This window comes from Sphingobium sufflavum, assembly GCF_021403115.1.
GTDB classification, from domain to species: Bacteria; Pseudomonadota; Alphaproteobacteria; order Sphingomonadales; family Sphingomonadaceae; genus Sphingobium; species Sphingobium sufflavum.
On record NZ_JAJSSH010000015.1, the window covers coordinates 1 to 23,738 of the forward strand.

The 23,738-nt window shown below is 64.5% G+C and carries 24 protein-coding genes; 7 read left to right on the forward strand and 17 right to left on the reverse strand.

What is annotated here, in order from left to right; all coding sequences use genetic code 11:
• From LWE61_RS17825 to LWE61_RS17850, 6 genes are all read right to left on the reverse strand, one after another.
• Window positions 1-909 (reverse strand): TonB-dependent receptor plug domain-containing protein (locus LWE61_RS17825; protein ID WP_234152006.1); only part of this gene is annotated, 909 nt, incomplete at its 3' end.
• Window positions 910-1,186: 277 nt separating this feature from the next.
• Window positions 1,187-2,074: an SDR family NAD(P)-dependent oxidoreductase gene (locus tag LWE61_RS17830; RefSeq protein ID WP_234152007.1), complete on the reverse strand. Its 888-nt coding sequence runs from the start codon at window positions 2,072-2,074 to the stop codon at window positions 1,187-1,189.
• Between the two features lie 22 nt (window positions 2,075-2,096).
• A complete protein-coding gene (locus LWE61_RS17835; RefSeq protein ID WP_234152008.1) occupies window positions 2,097-2,903 on the reverse strand; it encodes a sugar phosphate isomerase/epimerase family protein in 807 nt (268 codons plus the stop codon).
• Entirely contained in the window at window positions 2,900-4,147 is a 1,248-nt protein-coding gene (locus tag LWE61_RS17840) for an alkyl sulfatase dimerization domain-containing protein (protein WP_234152009.1), read from the reverse strand. Before LWE61_RS17840 ends, LWE61_RS17835 begins: the two co-directional genes overlap by 4 nt.
• A complete protein-coding gene (locus LWE61_RS17845; RefSeq protein WP_234152010.1) occupies window positions 4,144-5,427 on the reverse strand; it encodes a sulfotransferase family protein in 1,284 nt (427 codons plus the stop codon). Before LWE61_RS17845 ends, LWE61_RS17840 begins: the two co-directional genes overlap by 4 nt.
• A 13-nt stretch (window positions 5,428-5,440) precedes the next feature.
• Window positions 5,441-6,259, reverse strand: a complete 819-nt coding sequence (locus LWE61_RS17850) for an SDR family NAD(P)-dependent oxidoreductase (RefSeq protein ID WP_234152011.1) — start codon at window positions 6,257-6,259, stop codon at window positions 5,441-5,443.
• A 186-nt stretch (window positions 6,260-6,445) separates the two neighbouring features.
• Here LWE61_RS17850 and LWE61_RS17855 point away from each other — a divergent pair, with 186 nt between their 5' ends.
• Window positions 6,446-7,171: a GntR family transcriptional regulator gene (locus LWE61_RS17855; protein WP_234152012.1), complete on the forward strand. Its 726-nt coding sequence runs from the start codon at window positions 6,446-6,448 to the stop codon at window positions 7,169-7,171.
• Between the two features lie 125 nt (window positions 7,172-7,296).
• On the opposite strand, the gene LWE61_RS17860 is transcribed toward LWE61_RS17855, so the two are convergent.
• The 6 genes from LWE61_RS17860 to LWE61_RS17885 all read right to left on the reverse strand — a co-directional run bounded on the left by LWE61_RS17860 (window position 7,297) and on the right by LWE61_RS17885 (window position 14,423).
• Window positions 7,297-9,000: a class I adenylate-forming enzyme family protein gene (locus LWE61_RS17860; RefSeq protein WP_234152013.1), complete on the reverse strand. Its 1,704-nt coding sequence runs from the start codon at window positions 8,998-9,000 to the stop codon at window positions 7,297-7,299.
• Window positions 9,000-10,193: a MaoC family dehydratase gene (locus tag LWE61_RS17865; protein WP_234152014.1), complete on the reverse strand. Its 1,194-nt coding sequence runs from the start codon at window positions 10,191-10,193 to the stop codon at window positions 9,000-9,002. The genes LWE61_RS17860 and LWE61_RS17865 overlap by 1 nt, the downstream gene beginning before the upstream one ends.
• A gap of 118 nt (window positions 10,194-10,311) precedes the next feature.
• Entirely contained in the window at window positions 10,312-11,472 is a 1,161-nt protein-coding gene (locus LWE61_RS17870; RefSeq protein WP_234152015.1) for a glycosyltransferase family 4 protein, read from the reverse strand.
• Window positions 11,469-12,704, reverse strand: a complete 1,236-nt coding sequence (locus LWE61_RS17875) for a DUF1972 domain-containing protein (RefSeq protein WP_234152016.1) — start codon at window positions 12,702-12,704, stop codon at window positions 11,469-11,471. The genes LWE61_RS17870 and LWE61_RS17875 overlap by 4 nt, the downstream gene beginning before the upstream one ends.
• Entirely contained in the window at window positions 12,697-13,512 is an 816-nt protein-coding gene (locus LWE61_RS17880) for a class I SAM-dependent methyltransferase (protein WP_234152017.1), read from the reverse strand. Before LWE61_RS17880 ends, LWE61_RS17875 begins: the two co-directional genes overlap by 8 nt.
• A gap of 32 nt (window positions 13,513-13,544) precedes the next feature.
• Window positions 13,545-14,423 (reverse strand): GumC domain-containing protein, encoded by an 879-nt coding sequence (locus LWE61_RS17885; RefSeq protein WP_234152018.1) that lies wholly within the window; start codon window positions 14,421-14,423, stop codon window positions 13,545-13,547.
• Here LWE61_RS17885 and LWE61_RS17890 point away from each other — a divergent pair.
• Window positions 14,403-14,687: a hypothetical protein gene (locus LWE61_RS17890; protein WP_234152019.1), complete on the forward strand. Its 285-nt coding sequence runs from the start codon at window positions 14,403-14,405 to the stop codon at window positions 14,685-14,687. The genes LWE61_RS17885 and LWE61_RS17890 overlap by 21 nt on opposite strands.
• A gap of 68 nt (window positions 14,688-14,755) precedes the next feature.
• The gene (locus LWE61_RS17895) at window positions 14,756-14,959 is read left to right on the forward strand and encodes a hypothetical protein (RefSeq protein WP_234152020.1); all 204 of its coding nucleotides are present in this window, start codon (window positions 14,756-14,758) and stop codon (window positions 14,957-14,959) included.
• 56 nt (window positions 14,960-15,015) lie between these two features.
• Here the strand turns inward: LWE61_RS17895 and LWE61_RS17900 are convergent, their stop codons facing one another.
• From LWE61_RS17900 to LWE61_RS17920, 5 genes are all read right to left on the reverse strand, one after another.
• The gene (locus LWE61_RS17900) at window positions 15,016-15,291 is read right to left on the reverse strand and encodes a hypothetical protein (RefSeq protein WP_234152021.1); all 276 of its coding nucleotides are present in this window, start codon (window positions 15,289-15,291) and stop codon (window positions 15,016-15,018) included.
• A gap of 145 nt (window positions 15,292-15,436) precedes the next feature.
• Complete coding sequence (locus tag LWE61_RS17905; RefSeq protein ID WP_234152022.1) at window positions 15,437-16,843, reverse strand: FAD-dependent oxidoreductase; 1,407 nt, start codon at window positions 16,841-16,843, stop codon at window positions 15,437-15,439.
• On the reverse strand, window positions 16,840-17,454 hold the full coding sequence (gene leuD / locus LWE61_RS17910; RefSeq protein ID WP_234152023.1) for a 3-isopropylmalate dehydratase small subunit: 615 nt from the start codon (window positions 17,452-17,454) through the stop codon (window positions 16,840-16,842). Before leuD ends, LWE61_RS17905 begins: the two co-directional genes overlap by 4 nt.
• Window positions 17,451-18,869, reverse strand: a complete 1,419-nt coding sequence (locus LWE61_RS17915; RefSeq protein WP_234152024.1) for a 3-isopropylmalate dehydratase large subunit — start codon at window positions 18,867-18,869, stop codon at window positions 17,451-17,453. The genes leuD and LWE61_RS17915 overlap by 4 nt, the downstream gene beginning before the upstream one ends.
• The gene (locus tag LWE61_RS17920; protein WP_234152025.1) at window positions 18,866-20,014 is read right to left on the reverse strand and encodes a CaiB/BaiF CoA transferase family protein; all 1,149 of its coding nucleotides are present in this window, start codon (window positions 20,012-20,014) and stop codon (window positions 18,866-18,868) included. The genes LWE61_RS17915 and LWE61_RS17920 overlap by 4 nt, the downstream gene beginning before the upstream one ends.
• A 180-nt stretch (window positions 20,015-20,194) precedes the next feature.
• Here LWE61_RS17920 and LWE61_RS17925 point away from each other — a divergent pair, with 180 nt between their 5' ends.
• Genes LWE61_RS17925 through LWE61_RS17940 form a run of 4 tightly spaced genes read left to right on the forward strand, consistent with a single transcriptional unit; the run spans window position 20,195 to window position 23,692 of the window.
• Window positions 20,195-21,157, forward strand: coding sequence for a hydroxymethylglutaryl-CoA lyase (locus LWE61_RS17925; RefSeq protein ID WP_234152026.1), 963 nt, complete (start codon window positions 20,195-20,197; stop codon window positions 21,155-21,157).
• Window positions 21,154-21,834, forward strand: coding sequence for an isochorismatase family protein (locus LWE61_RS17930; protein WP_234152027.1), 681 nt, complete (start codon window positions 21,154-21,156; stop codon window positions 21,832-21,834). Before LWE61_RS17925 ends, LWE61_RS17930 begins: the two co-directional genes overlap by 4 nt.
• Window positions 21,834-22,778: a polysaccharide deacetylase family protein gene (locus LWE61_RS17935; RefSeq protein ID WP_234152028.1), complete on the forward strand. Its 945-nt coding sequence runs from the start codon at window positions 21,834-21,836 to the stop codon at window positions 22,776-22,778. Before LWE61_RS17930 ends, LWE61_RS17935 begins: the two co-directional genes overlap by 1 nt.
• Window positions 22,775-23,692, forward strand: coding sequence for a polysaccharide deacetylase family protein (locus tag LWE61_RS17940; RefSeq protein WP_234152029.1), 918 nt, complete (start codon window positions 22,775-22,777; stop codon window positions 23,690-23,692). The genes LWE61_RS17935 and LWE61_RS17940 overlap by 4 nt, the downstream gene beginning before the upstream one ends.
• Window positions 23,693-23,738: the final 46 nt, after the last annotated feature.

The window sequence follows — 23,738 nt, forward strand, 5'->3', positions numbered from 1 at the left end:
CGCTTGGGGGGCGCGCAGCGCCGGCCGTGGGTCCCTCCTATGGACTACCGGGACAACCGCCTGGCAACCCGAAAAGGGGGTCCCTATTGCACGCCGATATGGGGTCCCGGTTCGACGCCTATTTACAACGGCGGCGGCGCTGCTCGCGTAGCAATCGGTCAGCTTGGGAACCGCACCGTTCGTGTCCGACCGCATATAGGATGCGACAGTGTAATTTTCGACATCGGGGCTGAGGTCCGCAACCATGCTGAAGCGCGCGGCAACATAATCGGTGTCGGCGAAATCGCGCGGACCGACATCGGTGATGTTGCGCAGATACCCCTCACGGGTCTGGCGATCGACGCCGACGCGTATGCGCAGGCTATCCAGCACGGGCACGTTGAGTACGGCCTGGATACGCCGCATGTCATGATTGCCGGCCGACGCCTCGACATAGCCTTCCAGCTTGCCGGTGGGGCGCTTGGGCACCAGCACGACTGCGCCACCCGTGGTGTTGCGACCGAACAGCGTGCCCTGCGGCCCCTTGAGAACCTGAACATTCTGAAGGTCGAACAGATTGCCCGGCCCTGCGCCATCGCCGGACGCGGCAAGCGGGGAGGAGCGGGGCACGACGGCATCCGCGAAATAGACGCCGACCGACGTGGTGGTACGCGCTTCCTGCGTAAAGCCACGGATCGCGAAAGAGGCGAAGTCTGCGCCGTTGCGGGTGTTGGCGGTCAGCGAGGGTGTGTAGGTCGCCAGATCCTTCGCGGAAAAGACGTTCTGCCGGTCCAGCGTCTCCTGATTGAAGACCGTGATGGAGACGGGAACGTCCTGCAACCGCTCCTCGATGCGGCGCGCGGTCACAACGATATCGCTGCTGTTGGTTCCGTCCTGTTGCGCATCCTGTGCGAGGGCGGGCATGGCCATGCCGGTTGCCAGAATACTGGTTGTCAAAAGACGAAAAACGGACGCTCTCATTCAAATCCTCCCCATTGGCCTTTGAGGCCTAAACAGGAGTCTCTTTTGAGGTATTATAGTTTTCTGGTCAAATATATTATCGCATTAAAGTCCCTATATTAAATGCTGTCGCTTGACTGGATAGGGTGTGGTTGGGGCAACGAAAAGGGCGGGGAATGGCCATCGCCAATCCCCGTTTCCTCTCGTTCCCAGCCGGAAGGCGAAGGCTCGCCCCGCGTACAGCCCGTTAGGCGAGGCCGAATTTCGCCTTGTCGATCTGCGGTTTGCCGAGGTCGCCGACGTCGAACGCTGCGGCGCGGGCGCGAATGAAATCGTCCGGTGCAGCGGCCATTTCCTTGTAGGAATCAAAGCCTTCTGGGTGAGTGAGCACCAGAATGCGCCCCTCATTCATCCCGTCGGCCAGCGCGCCCGCCGCTTCGTCCTGCGACTTGAGCCACAAATGGCTGCCTGGGCCACGCATCGGCATCTCGCCAGAAAAGCTCTTCATGCTGCCGATGGAGGTGGTCATCACCGGGCCGGGGACGAGGCAACTCACTTTCACCCCCTTGGGCTGGAGATAGATGGCCAGATTTTCCGACAGGTTCAGGATCGCGGCTTTCGATGCAGCATAGGGGAGCCTGTTTGCGGCAAAGGGATAGAGGCCCGCAAAGGAGGCGGTGTTGACGATATGGCCATGACCGCGCGCGATCATCCGGGGCAGGAACACCTCCATCGCGCGCACGATGCCGAACAGGTTGCAGTCGAACATGCGCTGCCATTCGGCGAGGGGGAAATCCTCAGGGTTGCCATTGTGCAGCAGGCCGGCATTGTTCATAACGATGTCCATTTCGCCCAGTGCTGCCTCGGCCTCTGCCGATGCCGCTGCGAGGGATGCGGAATCCATCACGTCGACGCGCACGCCCACGGCCTTGCCACCGCGATCCACGATGGCCTGCGCCGTTTCCTTTGCACCATCCGCATTGATGTCCGCGACCGCAATGGCCGCGCCGCGCCGCGCAAATTCAAAGGCGATGGCCCGACCGATATTTTGGCCGCCACCAAAGATGATCGCATTCTTGCCGTCGAAAGGGGCCTGCGGGTTGCTGCCCGGTGCGCCCTGATCCATCTCTGCCATAGTGCCTCTCCCTTTTTCGTCTTCAAATGCCCATGTCGGTGAGCAGGGCCGATGCAGCCTCTATCCCGCGCCGCAGTTCGTCTTCGTCGCAATCGGCGGAGAAGTCGGCGGCGACCACTTCCAGATCGAACACGCCCGTATAGCCTGCGTCCAGCACATCCTGCATCATGCGTCGGAGGGGCAGTTCGCCCTGGCCGATATGCGCGCGTCCGCCGGGTGCGGGGCGACCCTGCCCACCGATGACCACATCGTCGATCTGCATAAGGGAGACATGGCGCATGGCCCGCGCGATCGTTTCCCGAAAATCCCGTTCCATCCACACATTGGCGAAATCGACGACCAGCTTGATTCCGGTCCGCTCCGCCACGTCGATGGCATCGCGCAGCGTGTTGATGAAGGATGCACTGGTCCGCAGTGAAGGCTCGATGGAGGCGAGGACGCCTTTCTGCCGGCCATAGGCGACAGTGGGTGCAATGGCCTTGGCCAGTCGGTTGAAGTCCTCCTGCCAGCTTATGGTCGTGGTGCGGCCCGGCGTGAAATAGATGCTGTGTCCGCCGCACGATGCGACCAGATCGATGGCCTCGCGGTGGGCGACGTGCGTCCTTTCCCAACTGGCCGGGGCGTTGAGGTCGAAACTTTCCGTGATGAGGGTGCTGACGGCGATGCCCGCGTCGCCCAGTCGCGCGATGCATCGGGCTGGCTCATGAGCGATCTTGGTAATGAGCAGGCCCGCATGGCGCACGCCCATATCCGTCCACAGCGCCAGATCGCGGTCGAACGACCAGCGGAAACTGCACATGGCATCGACGGAGAGGCGGGGGTGGGTCACGCTGCATCCCCCAGAACCGCGCGGAGCCGACGGATTTCGCTCTCGATCCAGCGCACTTCACTGAAATTCTCGCGACCGGAGGCTACCAGTATCGCCTGTTGCGCGCCAAGTTGCACTCGCAAAGCATCGGTCGCATTTTTATCCACGCTCAACGCGGCTTCGGTGAGGTGCAGCGCCTGCAAGGGACGCCCGGCGTCCAGATGGGCCTGTGCGCGTGCGATCACCGGCGCGGTTCCACCCGCCAGTTCGACCAGATCGGGGGATACGGCCTGCGGTGGCACATTGTAGAGTTCGGTCGTGGATTCATATCGGAACCAGCCGAGATGCTCTTCCCAGATGGCGCGGACCAGCCAGGGCAGTTTGCCATGTCCCTGCGGAATGTCGAGTTCGGGGGGCAGGGTGATGCTGCCCATCAAGGTCCACAGGTCCAGCCCGGCGTTCATGCCCTCGAACGTCCTGTCCTTGATATATTGGGCGGCGTCGCGAATCTGGGTCAGGCGGCGCGCGATTTCCGCTTCGCCCCGAATGGCGTCGCCATGACCGGTCACGAGCATTTCCGGCTTCAGGTCGATGACGCGCTGCACACCCTCGATAAAGGAGCGGGCGGAGCGGATCTTGTCGCCGCGGACCGTGTAGAGATTGGGCACATGGCCGAACAGCGGTCCGGTCAGGTTGCCGGTGAAGACGACATGTTCGTCCGGCATCCACACCACCAGCGCGTCCAGCGTCTCACCACCCGGCACCGCATAAAGTTCGAAGCGGCGACCGCCGACCTCGAAGCGGTGGCTGTCATGGAAGCTGGTGGTGACGACGGGTTCGGGGCGTTTGGTCAACTCCCGTTTCTGGTCCCCGCTCCACAGGCGGCGTGAGCGGCGCGTCATGGTCGGGCCGAGGCCCCCGTCATCGCGGAAATAGCCACGCACATGGGCGAAGTTCGCCTGCGCTATGGTCTCGACGTCGGGCGCATTAAAGTCGGTCCAGCCGCCGATATGATCCTCATGACTTTGCGTGAAGACGATCTTGGCCACGCGATTGCCGCTGACCGCCGCGAACCGGCGAAGATTTTCCTCGGCGTTGAAGATCATGCCGGTGTTGATCTGCACATCGCCATCGGCTGTCACCACCCGATAGAGGTTGGAGATGTCCTTCGACATCCAGATGCCATGGCCGAGGTCGACGGCGTCCTGCCGCCCTTCACCCGCGCCGATGATAAGCGCGTTTTCGGGCTGTTTCACATCGCTCATGCCGCAACCTCCAGTTTCACCGGGAATATATCCGTATAGAAGCGGAAGCGTTCGCGAAGAGCGGCACGGTCGAGGTTGAAGTCGCCCGCCAGATCATAGACCACCCGGCCATCCTTGCCGCGCGGATGGGTGTCCATATAATGCTGCATGTCGGCGATGCTCTGCGGCGAGGAGGGCAGGCCCGCCGCCTCCAGCACGCGCTGTGCCGATCCAATGTCGTCGGCCATGATGTCCTGGAACATCAGGTCGATGCGACGATCCGCCGGGATCACGTCCATATCGCGCATATAGGCGCGCAGCATCCGTTCGATCCGGTCCACCCAATAGGTGACATGCGCCTGGATGTCCGGCGTCTTCTGGTTGGCGAGGACGGACAGGCCGCGCATCGTCAGGATCGACTGGAGCAGAGCCAGCGGGTCGCGGTGCGTCTGGATGAAGATCGCGTCCGGGTACACGGTGTTCAGCGCGGGCAATTGCTCGCTATGCTGGTTGCCCTTCATGATCCAGCGGCGATCGCTGGGGAACTGATGGGCGACGGCCTTCAGCATCGTCTTGCCATAGCGATAATGCGGGGTCTGGTCGTGGCTCAGATAATAGTCGCGCCAGCCGGGCACCTCCGCCATCCACTCCCATTGATAGGTGGCGAAGTCGGGCATTTGCAGTTCATTCTCGCCGCAAGCATGGTCTGGCGAATGTTCGTGCATCGCGGCCATCAGCGGATTGGCCTTCATCCGGTCCCAATGGGCGGAGGAGCGGAGCCAGCGCGGGTCTTTGCCGTCCGGTCCCGCTCGCTCGCCCGGTGTTGGCACGGCTTCGGACCCCAGATAGACGGGCAGGTAGCGCAGGCGCCGGTCGGCCGCGATGAGGTTTTCCAGATGGGTGGTGCCCGAACGGGGCAGGCCGACGATGATAATCGGCCGGTCGATGACAATATCCTCGACCGCCGGGTTGGCCGCCAGATAGTCCCGGTTGCGCAGTCGGTTTGACGCCGCCTTCACGCAGAATCCGACGAAGGTCTTCTTGGCCGCCTTCCACAGATTGCCGTCGCGCTCGACCTCGCCCAGCAGCAACCCAAGCCGTTCCATAAAGTCCATCGGGCCAAAATCGGACAGGCCCGTTGCCGCGCGCGCTGCGGTGAGGACGCCCTCGACGGACATGTCCAGCACGTCCGCTTCGCCCGCTTCCAGAGCCAGACGGCGCTCTTCGGGAAGGGTGGGATCCTTGAAGCCATCGACTTTATAGACCTTGGACTGCGCGGCCTGGGTTGTCTGCGTTGCCATATCCTGCGCTCCCTTAACCGCGACGCGCCGTCGCGATGTTGACCTTGCCCGCGTTGGCCATCCAGCCACCGTCGATCTTCACGAGGTCGCCGGTGTGGTAGGAGGACATGTCGCTCATGAAATAGATGCCGATGCCTTCGAAATCCTCGGCTGTACCGAACCGCTGCATCGGGTCTCGCTCACGCACCTGCTTGCCCAGCACGGAGTCCGGGCCGCCATCGACCACGGTATCGCTGATCGTATAGCCGGGGCAGACAGTGTTGGCGCGAATCCCGTAGCGGCCCATGTCGACCGCGATGCCGCGCGCCAGCGACGCCATGGCGCCTTTTGCGCTGTTGTAATGCTGCATACCGATGGAGCCGGTGACGGCCGACAGGCTGGCGCAGAACAGGATCGAGCCGCCCGGATCGCCCGCATCATGACGATCCTTCATATGGCGCGCACCCTCGCGCGCAGCATAGAAGGCACCATGCTGATTGATGGCGAGCAGGCCATGATAATCCTCGCTCGTCATGTTAATAAAGGAGCCTGAATGGCGCATCACGCCTGCGTTGCAGATAACGCCATCGACGCGGCCCATCTTCTCCACCGCTTCCTTCATGCCGGCGATGACGGCCTGTTCGTCGGAAACATCGACGGCCTGCGCCAGGACCTTGACCCCGAAAGCACGGATTTCTTCCGCGGCGGCTTCGTTCTTCTCGGCCCGACGGCCCCAGATCACGATGTCCCCGCCCGCTTTCGCGATGCCGCGTGCAAAGCCGAGGCCAATTCCGGAATTGCCGCCGGTGATGACGACGACCTTGCCCTTCATATCCCATGGCATATGTGCCATCCGAATCCTCTCCTTCTAAATATGACCCTCTATATGTATTAAATGGAAAAATTATCAATATTTTTCTAATTAAAGGTCTCTCTGTTGGTGCGGCCATATCAGGTGGTGCGGGGCATGTCGGCCTGGATGGCGCGGCGCGGGAGCAAGGCACTGGACGATGGCGTTCGCCTGTGCTTTCAGCGGTGCATGACAAAAGAACCCAGTGAGCCAGCGGTTAATCTCGCGGTTGCCGAACTGCGTAACCTTGTGCTGGATGCGGACCCCGGCGCGTTCATGGGGAGCGAGGATAGCCTGCGCGCGCAACTGGGCTGTTCGCGCAACACCTTGCGCCAGGCGGCGCGGCTGCTCGAACGGGATGGATTCATTCTGGTCCGCCGGGGCATCAACGGTGGCTATTTCGGTGCGCGCCCCACGGTGGCGACGGTGGAAAATTTCGTCAGCGCCTATCTCGAAACGCTGCAAATGGACCCGGAGGATGTGACGGTGGTGGCGTCCGTCCTGTGGGTGGAGGTTCTCCGCAAGGCGACGACACGGCATAGCGAGTCCTCGCGCGATTTCGCCGCGAAATATCTCGCCAAACTCAAGAAGATCAAGCCGACGGCGACATTCGCCGAAGTGCGGAATTTCGAGCAGGAAACGCGCGCCGCCATCTTCCAGCTTGCGCAATGCGCCTATGTCGAATTCATCTTCAACATCAACACGGCCTTCTCGACACGCGGCTTTCCGCGGCGGGAGAATGTGGACGACACGCCCGAACATCTCGCCTTCGTGCGGGCATGGCGCGATGCAAAGATCATGGAACTGACCGCCATTGCGGAAGGCGACGTCGGGCTGGGCGTTATGGCAGCTCGGCACATCCGCAACATCTGGCACAAGCGGCTCTGGCATTTCCGGGAGGGCAACGAGGGATAGCCCTCTTTGCCTGTGGATCATCCCGGCAGGATTCTACCGACTTTCGCATTGGCCAATGGCAAAGTCCCCCAGATCGCACGGTATCACGCAGTTTTGCCGAAAGGCCACCACCGGCGCCGGCGCGCCTACGCGGTTGTGGCGAGGGACCGGGACGCCAGCGCGCGCAAGTCCGCCGTCTTTATCTTGGCGCTACCGGTCATGGATAGGTCATCCTGTGTGAAGAACAGCACTCGGCGGGGCACCTTGTAGCTGGCGAGCCATTGCTTTGCGAAGCCCTGCACTGCCGCTTCGTCCAGTTTCGCATCGTCCTGCGGCACGATGCAGGACACCACCAGTTCGCCCAGCAGGTCGTCGGGCACGCCAACTGTCTGCGCAATTTTGACGCCGGGACAGGTGCGCAGGACATCGTCGATCTCGATGGGGGAGACATTGGCGCCACCGGTCTTGATGATGTCGTTGAGTCGCCCTTCCCAGAACAGCCGCCCGTTCGCGTCGAGATAACCGCCGTCGCCGGTCCGGAAATAGCCGTCCTCATCCAGCGATTCGTCCAGCGGTATGCCGATATAGCCCAACATCAGCGTCGGCCCCTTGATCGCCAGTTCGCCGCGTTCGCCCAGCGGCATCGCCGTACCGGTCAGAGGATCGACGATCTTGAGGATATTGCCGGGCAGGGGCACGCCATGGCTCGCCCCGCCGACCTCGCGCGATGTGTTGGCCGGATAGGCCGTGCTGAGCGTGAACGTCTCGGTATTGCCATAGCAATGGCGCGGTTCGATCCATTGGGTATGGATCGTCGGCTGCGCGGTGAGCGGGGATTCCGTATCGACATGGCGCATGGCGGAGAGGTCAGCGGCCTGCCAGTTGGGCGCCTCCTGCAACTGTGCCCATTGGTGGGGCCAGGCGAAGAGGAAACTGGCCTTCTCCCGTTCCATCAGGTCGATGGCCTCCGCAGGCTGGAATATGCGCTGGAGGATCAACGAACCGCCGCTGGCCAGCGTTGCACCGACAGCCATCGCGAAGTTCCCCGACCAGAAAAAGCCGTTCGCGGTCCATGTCCGCACGCCATCGTCCAGACCCTGCTGCGGCCCCATGCGCCACATCTGGAGGGTGACACCGCGATGCGCGGAGAGGATGCCCTTGGGCTTGCCGGTGGACCCGGACGAGAAGAACAGCACGCCCGGATCGGCGGGCGTGACCGTCGCAGCGTGGGCGGTGACGCGCTCGATGGGAATCTCCGCACCGGAGGCAAGAAAATCGGCCCAGCCCCGGACCGCGCCGATCGCTTCCCCCTCTATCGCGGCGATATGGCGCAGGAAGGGAAAACGGTCCGATACCAATGCGCCCGGCGATGCGGTGTAGATCGCCGGTTCGATGCCGATCAGCATCCGGGCGAAATCCTTCCTGAGCACATGGCGCTCGATCAGAAGGATGGAGCAGGCCGAACTGGCGACCAGATGCTCCAGCTCGGCGGGCGTCGAGAAGGTGCTGAGCGTCGCCGCCACGCCGCCCGCCAGCGCCGTGCCGAACGTCGCGGACAGGAATTCCGCCCGGTTGGTCATCAATATGCCGACCCGCTCACCCTTGCCCAGCCCATGGGCGATAAGCGCCTTTGCGACGTCGGCCGACCGCTCCCACAGCTCGGCGTAGGACCAGCGTACCGCATGGCCTCCGCTGTCATATTCGACCAGCGCCTCGCGATCCGCGTAACGCTCCGTGACCTGCCGAAGGAACCCGGAGAGGGTGAGCTCGCCCAGCCCCGTCTCCTCCGACAGGGGAAGGCCGCGCGAAATGGAGACCGACGGGTCCGCAATGAAGTGATGCGCTGTCATCAATAGGGCAGTTCGACTTCGTTGACGGAGGTGACAATGGTCTTGCCATCCTGGTTGGTCATGCGGACGTTGATGCGGACCAGCGGCACGCCCCATTCCGATTTCTCGATCTTCTCGATCACCTCACCCTCGATGTAGGTCACGTCGCCCTCGAACGCGGGGCCGCGAAATTCCGATTTGGCATGACGGACAAGACCGTCATGACCCGCCCAGAAAGCCAGATAGTCGGTGTTCCACGCCGCCATGGTCGCGCCATAGCCATAGGCGCGGTGCATGCCGATCTCGCTCGCTTTCGTATCGTCGATATGGCCGCGCGATGGACCGACATAGAGACCGTCCCGCAGCCGGGGGTCGATCATCGCGCCTTCCTCGTCAAAGCTGAATCCTTCGATCCAGCCCATGTCCTGATTGACCCAGCAGTCTTTCACCCCCTCGACCGTCTTCCAGTAGAAGCTGCCCCAGATGTTGAAGATGAAGGCGCGATATTCGGTCGTGAAGCTGGCGATGCTGTGCGGGCCGACGACGCGGCGGGGCAGCTTGTCGCCAACCTGCACTTCCTCGAAATGGGGTGATTTGCCCTCGCGGTTGGACAGGAACCAGTCGCGGCGGACCTGCTCTATCTCTATCAGTTCTGCGTTGGTCCAATGTTTCAGCGCACCGGCTGTCGTCTGGTACATGCCGCGCTTCTCCGCCTCCTTGGCGAGGTAGCGGATGCAGGTGGGCGTGGAGCGAGCGATCAGGTCGCCACGCTGGTTGCGATGGATGGTGTCGCCGCGCTGGAACAGGGTCGGCCCGGCAAAACGGGTGTCGGCGACCTTATATCCGGTAAAGATGCGTTCCTGGAACAACTGGTCGCCGGGGCGGACATGGGTGCCGTACCACCACCATTCCTCGCCGCCGAAGATCATGTGCTGCCCGTCGATCCGCCCCACGCAGGCCTGATTATTGCCATGGCCGTAATCGAGTGCGACTGCGAAGGACTGGGGTGCGATGATGTCGCCGAACTTGGTGTTCTGCGCGAACCTCTGGTCCCAGTGCAGCGGGTTCACATAGTCGAGCGCCATGACCCAGCGCCGAATGTCCGTCTTGTTGCAAGGCTCCCACAACTGGCCGCCGCCGACCTGCTGGCCCACGCGCCATTCAATGTCGCTGAGATCGAGTGTGAGGCTTTCGTTGGTGGGATGGTCTGCCATGGTCATCGCTCTCCGGCCTGTTGTCGCGGCGCGTACGCTGCGTTGCTGCCCTTATCTGGGCATGGGGCTGGCCGGAGGGCTTGATGATTCCAGACAAAACGCTGGACAGGGGGAGTGATTATCGGCCGCGCCGATCCAGCGCGCGCTCATAGGCGGTCAGTAGGCGGCCGAAATGGGCATCCTCGCTGAAGCGGGTGGTGACGTCGGCATGGGCGGCGGCACCCAGCTTGCGACACAGTGCAGGATCATCCCACAGCCGTCGCATCTGCTGCGCCAGATCGGTTGGATTGCCGGGTTCGAAATGCAGGCCGGTCACGCCTTCTCGCACAGTGTCGCGCAGCGCGCCGATGCGGGAGGCGATGACGGGAACGCCATGCGCCATCGCTTCCGCTGCGACGATAGCGAAGGTTTCGAACCAGAGGCTCGGCACGACCAGTGCGAGGGCGCCGAGATAGACTTCCGCCAGCGCATCGGGGCCGCTGGTGATGGTGGTGGGCACGCCGCGCGCCAGCAGGGGCGCGGGATCGCTGCCCGCCGGTCCCGCAACATGGATGGGAAGGTTGGCGATGCGCGCCGCCTCCAGCAGGATATCGAGGCCTTTCTCAGGCACGAACCGCCCGGCAAAGGCGATGTAGCGTCCCTGCGCCGGGTCTACCGGCAGCGACGATGCGTGAATGGCACATTCATTGACGTTGATCCGGTCGGGAGCGATCCCCGCGCGCTCTTGCAACCATGTCGCGCTGAAATCGGTCAGCACGATGAACTGGTCGACATGGCGGCGGTAGAAGTCGCGCCATCCCGCGACGGCATGACGCAGGGCGAAGGCGGCGCTTTCCGCATAGCTGTTGCGGCAATCGTTGAGGATCGCCTGATGCGCGCCATGATCGGGGCATCGGGTGCAGACGCCTGTACCGTCATGATGGGTCGCGATGGGGCAGGTGATGCGAAAATCATAGCAGCTGTGGACGACCGGGACGCCTGCCTGCGCGCAGACCTCGAACAACCAGGGGCTGATGAGCGGATAAAGTTCGTGGGTGTGGACGATGTCGGGTCTGTCCGCCGCCATGCGCGCGGCAAAGTCGCGCAACGCGCCTGGCGCATAGAGTCCGTTGGCCAGCGCTGACAGCTTGCCGCCGATGCCGGTTCCCAGCGTTCGGCTGTCCCGTTCGAAACAATCTATAGTGAGGCCCCGTCGTCGCGACAGCGCGATGGTGGCGTCCCACGCATTGTCCGCTCCGCCGCCGCCCCGATGCCGGTTGTAGACATGGAGAATCTTCATGCCGCCGATATGGTCCGGTCGGAGGTAGTCTCTGCGAACCGTTCGGGATGATAAGTTTCGCCGATCAGGTGCGCGTCGGGTGGTTTTCCCGCTGCCTTCAGATCTATGAGGCGCCGGAATAACTGCGCATAACCATCGACCACGGCATCCCAGCGAAAGGTAGCGGCGGCATGAGCGTGCGCCCTTTTGCCCAGCGCGATTCGCCGGGCGGCGTCCGCGTCGAGATCGCGCAGGATAGCGGCGAGGTGGCCGGGCGCCTTGTGGAAATAGGGATTATCCTCACCCACATTTTCCCGGTGGAACACCATGTTGATCGGCACTACCGGGGCACCCCAGTGCATGGCGCGCAGCAGGCTGGGGTTGGTGCCGCCCACTTCATGCCCATGCAGATAGGCTGCGCAATGGCGATAGAGGGCGTTGAGTTCCGCGGATGCGAACACACCGCCGACGCAGCGCACCTTCCCGTCATTTTCCGCTGCGATGGCGCGGGCATAGTCGCTCTGATAGGGGACGGACCCGACGACGATCAGCGGCTTCTCCACGCCGGACGCCCGATATTCGCGGATGATATGGTCGACGTTATTCTCCGGCTCCAACCGGGCGACGACGAGATAATAATTGCCGGGGGTGACGCCATGTCTGGCGAGCGCAGCGACGTCCGGTTCGTCCCCGACTTCGCCCGAATAGGGAATATAGGTGGAGTCCGCCTGATATTCGTCACGGTAATAGCGTTGCATGGCGCGCGAGTCCGTCACCAGCCATGTCGCCAGCCGGGCGCTCACCCATTCCGACCATTTATAATAGCGTTGCTGGAGCGGCGACCATTTACGCCGCTGCCATCCCAGTCCGTCCGTGTGGATGACGACGGGGATACCGCGAAGCCGAAAGGGCAGGACGAAGGGGCCGTTTCCCGGATCGACAACAAAGGCAAGGTCGAAATCGCGCAGGGTCGCATCGACTACGGCTAGGTTGCTGTGCACGATGCTCTCGAAACTCTTGCCGCCGGGCGCAGGCAGGTAGCGACAGGTCACGCCCTTATATTGCGGCGGATGCTCCGCATAATATTGGTTCCGGCAATAGACGGTGACGTCCATACCATGGTCGCACACCAGCCCGACGGCCAGTTCCTCGACCAATGTGCTGAACCCGCTGTAGCGCGCAGGGATACCTCGATCACCGATCAGGGCGATGCGGAGCGGGCGTTGCGGGAGGGAGGGTGCGCGATCAGCCATGGGGCTTGAACCCCAGCCAGACGTCCTGCGTCATGCCTGCATTAGCTCCGGCACGGACCTGCTCCACCCGTTCGAAACCGGCGAGCAAGGTGCCGCGTACATAGTCGGCGTGGTGGATGGCGAAATACCATTTCTTGCCCTCTTCGAACCGCTTTTGCGTCACCAGGTCACCCCGCTCATAGGAGAGCAGCTCGCTCTTCTGGGTGAGGAGATAGCGGCAATGCTCGCCATGGGTGGTGGCGATCATCAGGCCGCCGGGTTTCAGCACGCGGTGGAGTTCCTGCGTCCAGGCGGCGTGCATATCCTCCGACAAGTGTGTGAAGACGGAGAAATTATAGGTCGCGTCGAAGCTGTTGTCCGGGAACGGCAGCGGCGGGGCGAGTCCGTTGAGGGCGAAGTCGATACCGGGCAGATGCTCCCGGCACCAGTCGATGGTCGCCGGATTATAGTCGGTGCCCACGACATGGGCTGAGCGGTCGGCGAGCAGGCCGGGCATGTGCCGGATCAGGCGACCGGGGCCGCAACCCCATTCCAGCACGCGAAAATTGGATGCAACTGGCCGATGCTGCCGGATCAGTTCTGCGAACAGCCGGGCATGGCGGATGCCAAGGTCATGATAATCGACCCAGTCGACCTTGTTATAGGCATCAAAGGCGAGGTTGGCGGGTGGCACCGCGAAATCGGGATGGCGCGCGCGAAAGGCTCGGTTGCCGCGCGCTGTTCGCGCCGTCTTGCGCAGGAAGGTCATACGGTCGAGCACCGGCAACAGGCCGAGCGACCGGGTGGCGCTGATGATGTGATATTTCATGTCTGCCGCCTTCTGTGGAGGGTGGAATGGTGTCAGCGTTGGAACAAGCGCAAGGCAAAGGCCCGGTCCTGCTCCACGATGGCGATGAGGGGGAATGGGGCATCCGGCTGGGTCAGGCGGAAGCGGTTGGCACGGTCCCGCACCAGATCGAGGGTCACCGCTGCCATGACGCCCGCGCCCAGCCCGACGATGATCGCCGCGATGAGCAACAGCTTCGTCTGCGGTGCGATGGGCTTGTCGGGGAGGGATGCCCCCTCCACCACCTGAATGGCGGACGGGGCTGATTGGGCGGTGGCGGCGGTCACCGCCGCCGTCATCAGCTTGTCCTGAAGCGCCAGATAGGTTTTCTCCAGCGCGTCGTGCGCCCGGCCCAGATCGTGGCTTTCCTTCATCTTCTGCGGGATGCGGTCGATTTCCTGCCGCTTGGCGCTGACGTCGGCGGAGAGGGTGGCGAGGCCAGCCCTGTCGCCCGCCAGCTTGGCCTCCAGCGTCGCCTTTGCCGCGCGCAGGGCATCATAGCCGCTGTTGCGGGCAATGCTGGTCTGCTGCACGCCCTGCGGCGCCTGCCCGGCCAGTTGTTTACCGATGGCCGCGATCTGATCGTCCATGTCGCGTATATCGGGCGAGTCAGGGCGGTAGCGGACCAGCATGGCGTCACGCGCAGCGACCAGTTTCGCCTGATCCTGCTTCAGCCTGGCGACGACCGGATTGTCCTGCACCAGCCGGGATGCGACGATATCGCGCGCCTCATGGGCCAGTTGGCCGGTGACGGTGGCAAGCTGGCGCTGCGTTTCCGCGATGGCGGTGCGCTTGGCGTCCAGTTCCCCCTGTTGGCCCAGGAACTGGCCGATCTCGACCTTGTCCTTCTCGAACATCAGCAGCATGTCATTTTGCGTATAATAACGCTGCATGCGCTGTTCGAGGGCGCGCAGGTCGTCTCGCGCCCGGTTGGCCTCCGCCCCGACATAACCCGGGCGCAGGCCGATCTGGGCTGGGAACCGACGATCCGGCTGCGGGAGGGACTTGCACGGACCATCCTCTATTTCGAGGGATTGCTGAAGGAGAAGGAAAGCCACCGCCTGCGGGGCAGGGCCGGAATCCCGTCGGCAGTGCTCGGCAATATCATCCTGCCCGCGTCGCAGCAGGGGGCATCGCCGGGGGCATGGACGCCCTGACCGCCCTTGGGCCCCTGTCTGGTGGAGATGGCTGGACAGGGGCAATGGCGTCGGGCTAACCGGCCGCCATGAGTGTCATCGCAACCATTATGAACACGGCCACCGGCCAGCCCATCCAGAAAATGACTTTTGGCCGCATGCCAAAACCCTGGGCGTCCTTCAACCTGGAAACCGGCGAACTGGTCACGGCGGACCGTGTGCAGGTGGGCAAGCCTGCGCCCGGCAAGTTCGTCGCCCCGGTCGAAGTCTGGGTCACGCCCAAGGGGAAATAAGGGAGGGGCTGCACGCCAGCGCCGGATTATCTCACCGGCATGGCGTCGGGACAGGATCAGCCCCGCCGCATGTCGCCTTGCGCCTCCAGCATGGCGACGCGGGCCTCCAGCCGGCTGAGGACGGACGCGCGCACTGGCATACCCGCGATCAGCTTGCGCCAGGTATTATAGCTGATCCCGAACCGTTCGGTCAGGGCGGCGTCGGTGCGGTGCGTCACCATCGCGCGCAACCGGTCGACCAGATCGGGATCGACGTCGGTGCAGCCCTTGGGATGGGGGCTGAGCGAGGCTGGCCGGGACAGCGCGTGGGCCTGAACGGAAGCTGGGGTCATGGAACTGCTATGGTCGTGCATGTCGCGGCCCTTCTAATCATGGTGGCGAAGCGCCCGGTCCGTCAGACGGACCGGCCTTCACCGGCTTTCTCCCCCTCCTGTCCGACATGGTCGGGCTTGTACCGGCGGACGCCGGATGCCCGCTTCATGCCTGAATTGTCTGTACCCCGTTCGTATCCGTTGCCGTTGCCAGGGCGCTGGCGGCGGTGCGTCCCGCGATCTTGCCAAAGGTGGTGGCGGTCAGCAGGCCGTTGCCCGCCATATAGCCTGACGCTCCCCGGCCGGAGATACCGCGCGCCGCGCCGCCCCCCGCATAGAGATTGGGAAAAGACGTGCCGTCCTTTTTCATCACCCGCGCATCCCCGTCGATGACGAGGCCGCCCTGCGTATGGAATAGCGCGCCCGTCACCTTGGCGGCATGATAGGGCGGCTCCAGCAGGTGGGCGGGAGCGAAGGTCCGCCCGAACGGATCGACCCGTTCGCCTCGTGCGCTTGCCGCCGCCATCGCGCATGTCTCGACCAGCGCATCGACGGGCAGGCGAATTTTTTCCGCCAGTTCTTCGATACTGTCGGCGCTGACGACCGCGCCCGCGCTCAACGCATCGCGATAATCGTCGAAGTCGCTCATCAGCCGGTGCAGCCGTTCGTCGAATATCGACCAGGCGATATGCTCCGGTTGGGCGTTGACCCTGGCCGCCTGTTCCGAATAGCCCGCCGTCTCGTCGGAAAAGCGTTGCCCGGCCAGATTGACCTGGAAACCGCCCTCCATGATGAGCGGCCACAGGATCGGTATGGCGTGACCGACCGCAAGGCCGCCATGCCCCTGATAGGCGCCCATGTCGGCTACGGCCGCGCCCATGTCCTCGCCCCAGCGGATTGCGTCGCCCTTGTTGCCGGGATGGCCGTGAAAGGTCGCAGCCGCCATTTCCGGGATGAAGCGCGCGACCATCGCCGCGTCGCCCGCAAAGCCGGAACAGGCAAGGATCAGCGCGTCGCAGCCGATTTCCTCCTCCGCGCCATCGGGGCGGCGATAGCGCAGACCCGTCACCCGGTCGCCGTCGTGCAGAACGCTATCCACCGTCGCGTTGGTCAGCACCATGACCCCGGCGTTAGCGCAGGCGCTTTCCAGTGCGGCCATCAGTTCGCCGCCGGTGCGGTTGGGCGTCCCATACATGCGCCGGACGCTGTGGCCGGGGTAGAGGAAGCCGTCGATGAGTTCGAGTGGCACGCCATGGCTGTCGCGCAGCCAGGCGATGGTGTCCGCCGATTCCTGCGCGACGCGAAAGGCGATGAAGGGATCGACCTCACCCTTGGTCTTGGCCGCAATGTCGGCGGCGAACAGTTCAGGCGTGTCGACGATGCCCGCAGCCGCCTGTTCCGGCGTACCGCTGGCGGGGATCAGCCCGGTGGACATGGCGGTCGAGCCGAGCGGCGTCGCGTCCCGCTCGATCACCAGCACATCGACGCCCGCATCGCTGGCGGCCAGCGCGGCGGTCAGGCCCGTGCCGCCCGCGCCGACGATGACGATGGGGAAATGCAGGTTGTCGGTCATTGGGAGTTTCCAGTCACATCCAGATAGTGCCACGGGTGCATGCCCCGGTCCTTGTCGCGAAACGCCCGAATCCTTGCGCGCAGTTCCAGCGTCAGGTCGATGGGGTCGAGGCCCTCCAGCAGCATGCGCTTGGGTTCCGCCTCCATGGCAAAACGGGTGGTGACGCCGTCAGGGGTGGTGATGGTCTGGCTGGTCAGGTCCACCGCCAGCGGACCGTCCACCGCCGCCAGCGGCTGCGGGTCGGCCTCGATCGGCAGGATGCCGTTGCGGATGCAGTTGCCACGAAAGATAGGGTTGAAGCTGGGCGCGACGATCGCGCGAAAGCCATATTCGGCGAGCGCCCAGACGGCATGCTCCCGGCTCGACCCGCAGCCGAAATTGGGGCCGCCCAACAGGATGGTCGCGCCCTGATAGAGTGGATCGTTCAGTACGAAGTCGGGGTTTGGTTCCCGTCCGCCGATAGCGGTATAGCGCCATCCCGCGAACAAACCATCCGACAGGCCAGCCTTGGCCACCGATTTCATTTCCCGTGAGGGAATGATCGCATCCGTGTCGATATTGTCCCGAATGAGCGGCACCGCACGAGAGAGGAGAGAGGTGAAGGGAGTCATATCCCGGCCTCCAGATCGGCTGGCGCTGTTATGCGGCCCGTGACGGCAGATGCTGCCACTGTTTCGGGCGATGCCAGATGAGATCGCGTGCGCGGCCCTTGGCGGCTTTCGAAATTGCGGTTGGTGGAGGTGACGACCCGTTCCTCCGGCCCAAAGCTTTCTCCGCCCGCAAAGAAGCACATGGAGCAGCCCGCCTCCCGCCATTCGAACCCCGCGTCGAGGAAGATGCGGTCCAGCCCCTCGGCCTCCGCCGCGGCTTTGACGGCGGTGGAGCCGGGGACGCAGATGGCGCGGACCCCCTGCGCCACATGCCGTCCGCGCAAGATTGCGGCGGCGCGGCGCAGGTCGGACAGGCGGCTGTTCGTGCAACTGCCGATGAAGGCCGCGTCGATGGGTAGGTCGCCGAGCCTCTGGCCGGGGGGCAGGCCCATATAGGCCAGCGCCCGCTGGTGGGCGTCTTCGGTCGAAAGCCGCTGGTCCGGGTCGAACGCCGGGACGACCTCGCCCAGCGGCACCGCCTGCTGCGGGCTGGTGCCCCAGCTCACCATCGGGCGGACCTGCGTGGCGTCCACCACCTCCTCCCGGTCGAAGGTCGCGTCCGTGTCGGTGGCCAGCGTCCGCCAATAGGCGAGGGCGTGCGCGCGATCCTCGCCCTTGGGCGCGAGGCGGCGACCGGCCAGATAGGCCGCTGTCTTGTCGTCCGGCGCAATGATCGCGGAAAAGGCCGACAATTCCGTCGCCATGTTGCACAGGGTCAGCCGCGCCTCGATCTCCAGCGCGGCGATGGCGGGACCGGCATATTCCACCATATGCCCATGCGCGCCCGACGATCCGATCCGGCGCAGGATATGGAGGGCCAGGTCCTTGGCCGTGGTGCCGGGCGGCAATATGCCCGTGACCATGATCCGCATCTGCCGGGGTTTTTGCATCCGCAGGGTGGAGGTCGCCAGCGCATGCTCCGCCTCCGACGATCCGATCCCCCACGCCAGCCCGCCCAGCGCCCCCTGCGAGCAGGTGTGGCTGTCCGGGCAGACGAGGGTCAGGCCGGGCAGGATGATGCCCTGTTCCGGCGAGATGACATGGACGATCCCCTGACCCGGATCGCCGAGGTCGAAGAGGGTGAGGCCGGCCCGCCGGGCGGCGTCGCGGGTCGCCGTGATGAACTGCGTGCCGGTCGGCATGATCGTGGCGTCGGTGCGGCCGGGCAGGGTATCGACGACATGGTCCATGGTCACGAACACCTGCGCCGGGTCGTTCACCCGGCGCCCCTGTTCCTCCAGACTCTTGAGCGCGATGCCGCCGGTGCGTTCGTGCAGCAGGATGCGGTCGATCAGGATCAGGTCGCTGTCCTCGCCCAGCGTGGCGATGCGGTGGGCGTCCCACAGCTTGTCGAAGAGGGTGCGGGGCGCCGTCATTTCAGGGTCGCCCGGATGGCGTCCCCGTCCGCGTCTGGTTCCGGAAGGGGGCGGCGCAGGGTGGCGCGCCAGCCGTCGATCTCCAGCGGCAGGTTGGGCAGCTTGTGCGTGCCCTTGCCGGGGATCGGGATGTCGAGCAGACCGCCGTCGGCCAGCAAATGCGGGTCATCCGACAGTTCGTCGGGGCGCAGGATGGGGGCGAACGGGAGGCCGATCGTCTCCAGCCGTGCGACGAGGTTGGCGCGCGTCATGGTGCCGAACAATTCGCGCACGACGGGAAGGATGCGATCGCGCGCCTCGACCCGCTGGTTGTTGAGCGCGAACTCCGGATTATTGCCGAGGTCTTCGAGGCCGAACGCCTTGCAGAAGCTGCTCCACTGGCCATCGCTGACGACCCCGACGAAAAGCTGTTCATCCGGCATAGCCGTCTCGAACACGTCATAGATGGCCCAGGCGGAGATGCGGACCGGCATGGGCTGCGCGGCCTTTCCGGTCACCGCCTTCTGCGCCATATGCTGCCCGACCAGATAGGCGGTCGTCTCGTACAACGAGCAGGTGACATGCCCGCCGGTGCCGGTGCGGTGCCGCCGTTCCAGCGCCGCGAGGATGCCGATCACGCCGAACATGGCCCCGGTGATGTCGATGACGGAGGAGCCCGCGCGCAGCGGCCGTCCGGGCGGGCCGGTCATATAGGCCAGGCCGCCCATCATCTGCGTCACCTCGTCCAGCGCGGTGCGCTTTTCATAGGGACCGGACAGGAAGCCCTTAGCCGAGCAATAAAGCAGGCCGGGATTGACCGCCTTCAGCGCCTCATAGCCCAGCCCCAGCCGATCCAGCGTGCCGGGCCGGAAATTCTCGATCACGATGTCCGCATCCGCGCACAGCGCCTGCGCTGTAGCGAGGCCGTCCGCGCTCTTGAGGTCGAGGCAGATGCTCTGCTTGTTGCGGTTGAACATGGGGAAATAGCCCGCGCCGGAGCCGAGGAGGTTGCGCGTCTGGTCGCCGCCGATCGGTTCGACCTTGATGACCTCCGCCCCCAGATCGGCCAGGATAACGCCGACCGCCGGACCCATGACCATATGGGAAAATTCCACCACGCGCAGGTTGGCGAGGGGAAGCTGGTCGGTGGCGGCGGCGTCTGACATGGGGCACTCGTCGGTTAAGGGGGCGGGCGGTTGGCAGCGATTGCCGACCCACCCATCTGTCCCCGCCAGACATACAAATCATGGGGGGCGTTTCCTCCGGTACCGGTCCTCTTGTTCACCAGGCGGATAAAGCGGCCCTGCTCAATCGACCGGCGGCGGCGGCGGGGCCAGTCTGGGACCATGAGTGAAGCGACCCGAACAACCGATATATTGGTGAGCGAAGTGGGACCGCGCGACGGCCTGCAAAGCGTCGCCAGCATCATGCCGCTGGACGCCAAGAAAGCGTGGATCGCCGCCGAGGCCGCGGCGGGCGTGACGGAGATAGAGGTGGGCAGTTTCGTGCCGGCCCGCGTCCTGCCGCAACTGGCGGACACGGCGGAGGTGGTCGCCTTTGCCCGCACCATCCCCGGCCTGACGGTCGCGGTGCTGGTGCCGAACCTCAAGGGCGCGCAGGCGGCCATCGCGGCGGGCGCGCACAAGATCACCCTGCCGCTGTCCGTCTCCGAAACACACAGCCTGGCCAACTTGCGCCGCACCCATGCGCAGGTGCTGGAGGAAGCGGCGCAGATCGCGGCGGCCATTGCGGCCCTGCCCGTCGCGGACCGCCCGCATTTCGAGGGTAGCCTGTCGACCGTGTTCGGCTGCACGCTGGAAGGGGCGATCCCCGACGCGCAGGTCGCGCGGCTGGCCGAAGGGCTGATGGCGGCGGGATGCGACGAGATCGGCCTGTCCGACACGACCGGCTATGCCGATCCGCGCGCTGTGCGGCACATCATCCGGCTGGTGCGCGGCGTGGTGGGGGCGGGCGCCGTGACCGGCATCCACCTGCACAACACGCGCGGGCTGGGCCTCGCCAATGTGCTGGCCGGGCTGGAGGAGGGGCTGACGACGTTCGACGCCTCGCTGGGCGGGCTGGGCGGCTGTCCCTTCGCGCCCGGGGCCAGCGGCAATATCGTGACGGAGGATCTGGTGTTCATGCTGGAGGCGATGGGGCTGAGCACCGGCATCGACCTCGACCGGCTCAACGCGGTGCGGGACATTGTGATGGCAGCGATCCCGGATGAGGACATGTATGGCTTTGTGCCGGCGGCGGGGCTGCCGCTCGGCTTCATCCCCGCGACCCGCAAGGACAGGACCGTATGACCATCATCGGCACGCGCATGGTGCGCGAGGACAGGACCGCCCGTCAGATATTCGAGGAGGTGATGGCCAATCCGGCCCGTGCAAAGTTCGGCTTTGGCGAGAAGCTGGCCATCGTGAACATTGATTTCCAGAACGCCTATACGCGGATCGACCGATATAAGACCGCCTATGAGACGGACCCGCGCCAGATCGAATATGTGAACACCCTCTCCGCGCTGGCCCGTGCGAAGGGGATGCCGGTGGTGTGGACCCATGTCGCCTATGCCGAGGATGGCAGCGACGCGGGCGTGTGGGGCACGCGGACGGACACGCCGGACAGTTTGCAGAACATTAAATATGACAGCGACCGCCACGCCTTTGACGAGCGGTGCGAGATCGGTCGCCGCGACACCGTCTATACCAAGCGCATGCCTTCCCCCTTCTTCGAGACGCCGTTGCAAAGCCTGCTGGTGTGGCATGGCGTGGATACGGTGGTCATCACCGGCGGCTCCACGTCCGGCTGCGTGCGCGCGGCGGCGGTGGACAGCCTGTCGCGCGGATACCGCACCATCGTCCCCATCGAAACCTGCGCGGACAAGCATGAAAGCTATCATTTCGCCAATCTGACCGACCTCCAGCTCAAATATGCCGATGTGGAGCCGGTGCAGACGGTGATCGACTGGCTGGAGGCGCGGTGATGGCAGAGGTTATGGCGGGGGGGATGCGCGAGGGCGAGAAAGACCCCGGCCTCTATGACTTCCGGCCCTATCGCGACCGTCCGCCCATCGCGTGGCCAGAGGGCAAGAGGGTCGCCGTGTGGGTGTCCCCCAACCTGGAATATTATGAGCTGGACCCGCCCGCCAGCCCGCACCGCAAGAGCTGGCCGATGCCGCATCCCGATGTGGTGGGGTACAGCCACCGCGACTATGCCAATCGCGTCGGCCACTGGCGCATGGCGGAGGTGATGACGAAGCATGGTTTCCCCGGCTCCGTGTCGCTGTCCGTCGCTTTGTGCCAGCATGTGCCGGAGGTGGTGGCCGATGCGAACGCGCGGGGGTGGGAGTTCTTCTCCCACGGCATCTACAACACCCGATACAGTTACGGCATGGACGAGGCGCAGGAGCGGCGCATCATCGAGGACAGCATCCGCACGGTGCGGGAGGCGACCGGGCAGACGATCCGGGGCTGGCTCGCCCCCGCGCTGACCCATACGCCGCGCACGCTGGACCTGATCGCGGACTATGGCCTCAGCTACACCTGCGACCTCTATCATGACGACCAGCCCGCGCCGGTGCATACGAAGAGCGGCAAGCTGATCTCCATGCCCTACAGCCTGGAGGTGAACGACCATTATGGCTTCTTCATCTACAACATGTCGCCGCGGGACTATGCCGACACGCTGATCCGCCAATATGAGCGGCTGGCAGAGGAGGGGGGGACGGTGATGTGCATCCCGCTCCACAGCTATCTGATCGGCCAGCCCCACCGCATCGGCGCGTTCGAGGCGGTGCTGCGCCATATCGCCGCTGATGGGCGGGCGTGGATCACGCGCAGCGGCGACATTGCCGACCATTTCCTGAACGGCGGCGGCTATGACGCGGTGGCGGCCGATGCGGCGCGCCATCGGGGGGAGGGCGTATGACCCTCGACCCCGCCTATCTGGACTATCCGCGCCGCCAGCGGGGCATGGACCATGGCCTCTACACATGGTCCAGCATCTTCGACCGGCCGCAGGTCGCATGGCCGGGAGGGCGGAAACTGGCGGTGGCGCTGGTCGTGTCGCTGGAGTGGTTCCCGATCATCGCGGAGGGCGTGTTCAAGGCGCCCGGCCATATGCAGACCGCCTATCCCGACTATCGCCATTATACGGCGCGCGAATATGGCACACGGGTCGGCTTCTACCGCTTCCTCGACGCCTTTGCGAAGGCGGGGGTGGTGGCGAGCGTGGCGGTCAATGCGGCGATCGCGGACCGCTACCCCGGTATCATCCGCGACATCATGGCGGCGGGGCATGAGATCGTCGCCCACTCGACCGACATGAACGGCACCATCGCGTCCGGCCTGCCGGAAGAGGCGGAGCGGGCGCTGATCGTGACGGCGCTCGACACGCTGGAGCGGGTGAGCGGGACGCGGCCACGGGGGTGGATGTCCATCGCCCGGTCGCAGAGCTTCGCGACCCCGCGCCTGCTGGTGGAGGCGGGGATCGGCTATGCCTGCGACTGGGTGAACGACGACCTGCCCTATGTCATGACCACGCCCGCCGGGCCTCTGGTCAATGTGCCGGTCAACCATGAACTGTCCGACCGGCAGATCATCACCGTGCAGCAGCAGTCGGCGGACAGTTACCGGCAACAGATGAACGACGCGGCCGACTGGCTGGCGGGGGAGGCGGGCGGGCGGATGCTCGCGCTGCACCTCACCCCCTATATCATGGGCCTGCCCTATCGCATTGCCGTTCTGGAGGGGTTGCTGGCCGATCTGGCCGCGCGACCGGATACGGCGTTTCTGCGCGTTGGTGATGTCGCACAGCCCTGGCTCGGGTCGCACCAGCCATAAGGCGCTCCGCCTCTCCCCGCGCATCATGGTGCGGGGAGAGGCGGAT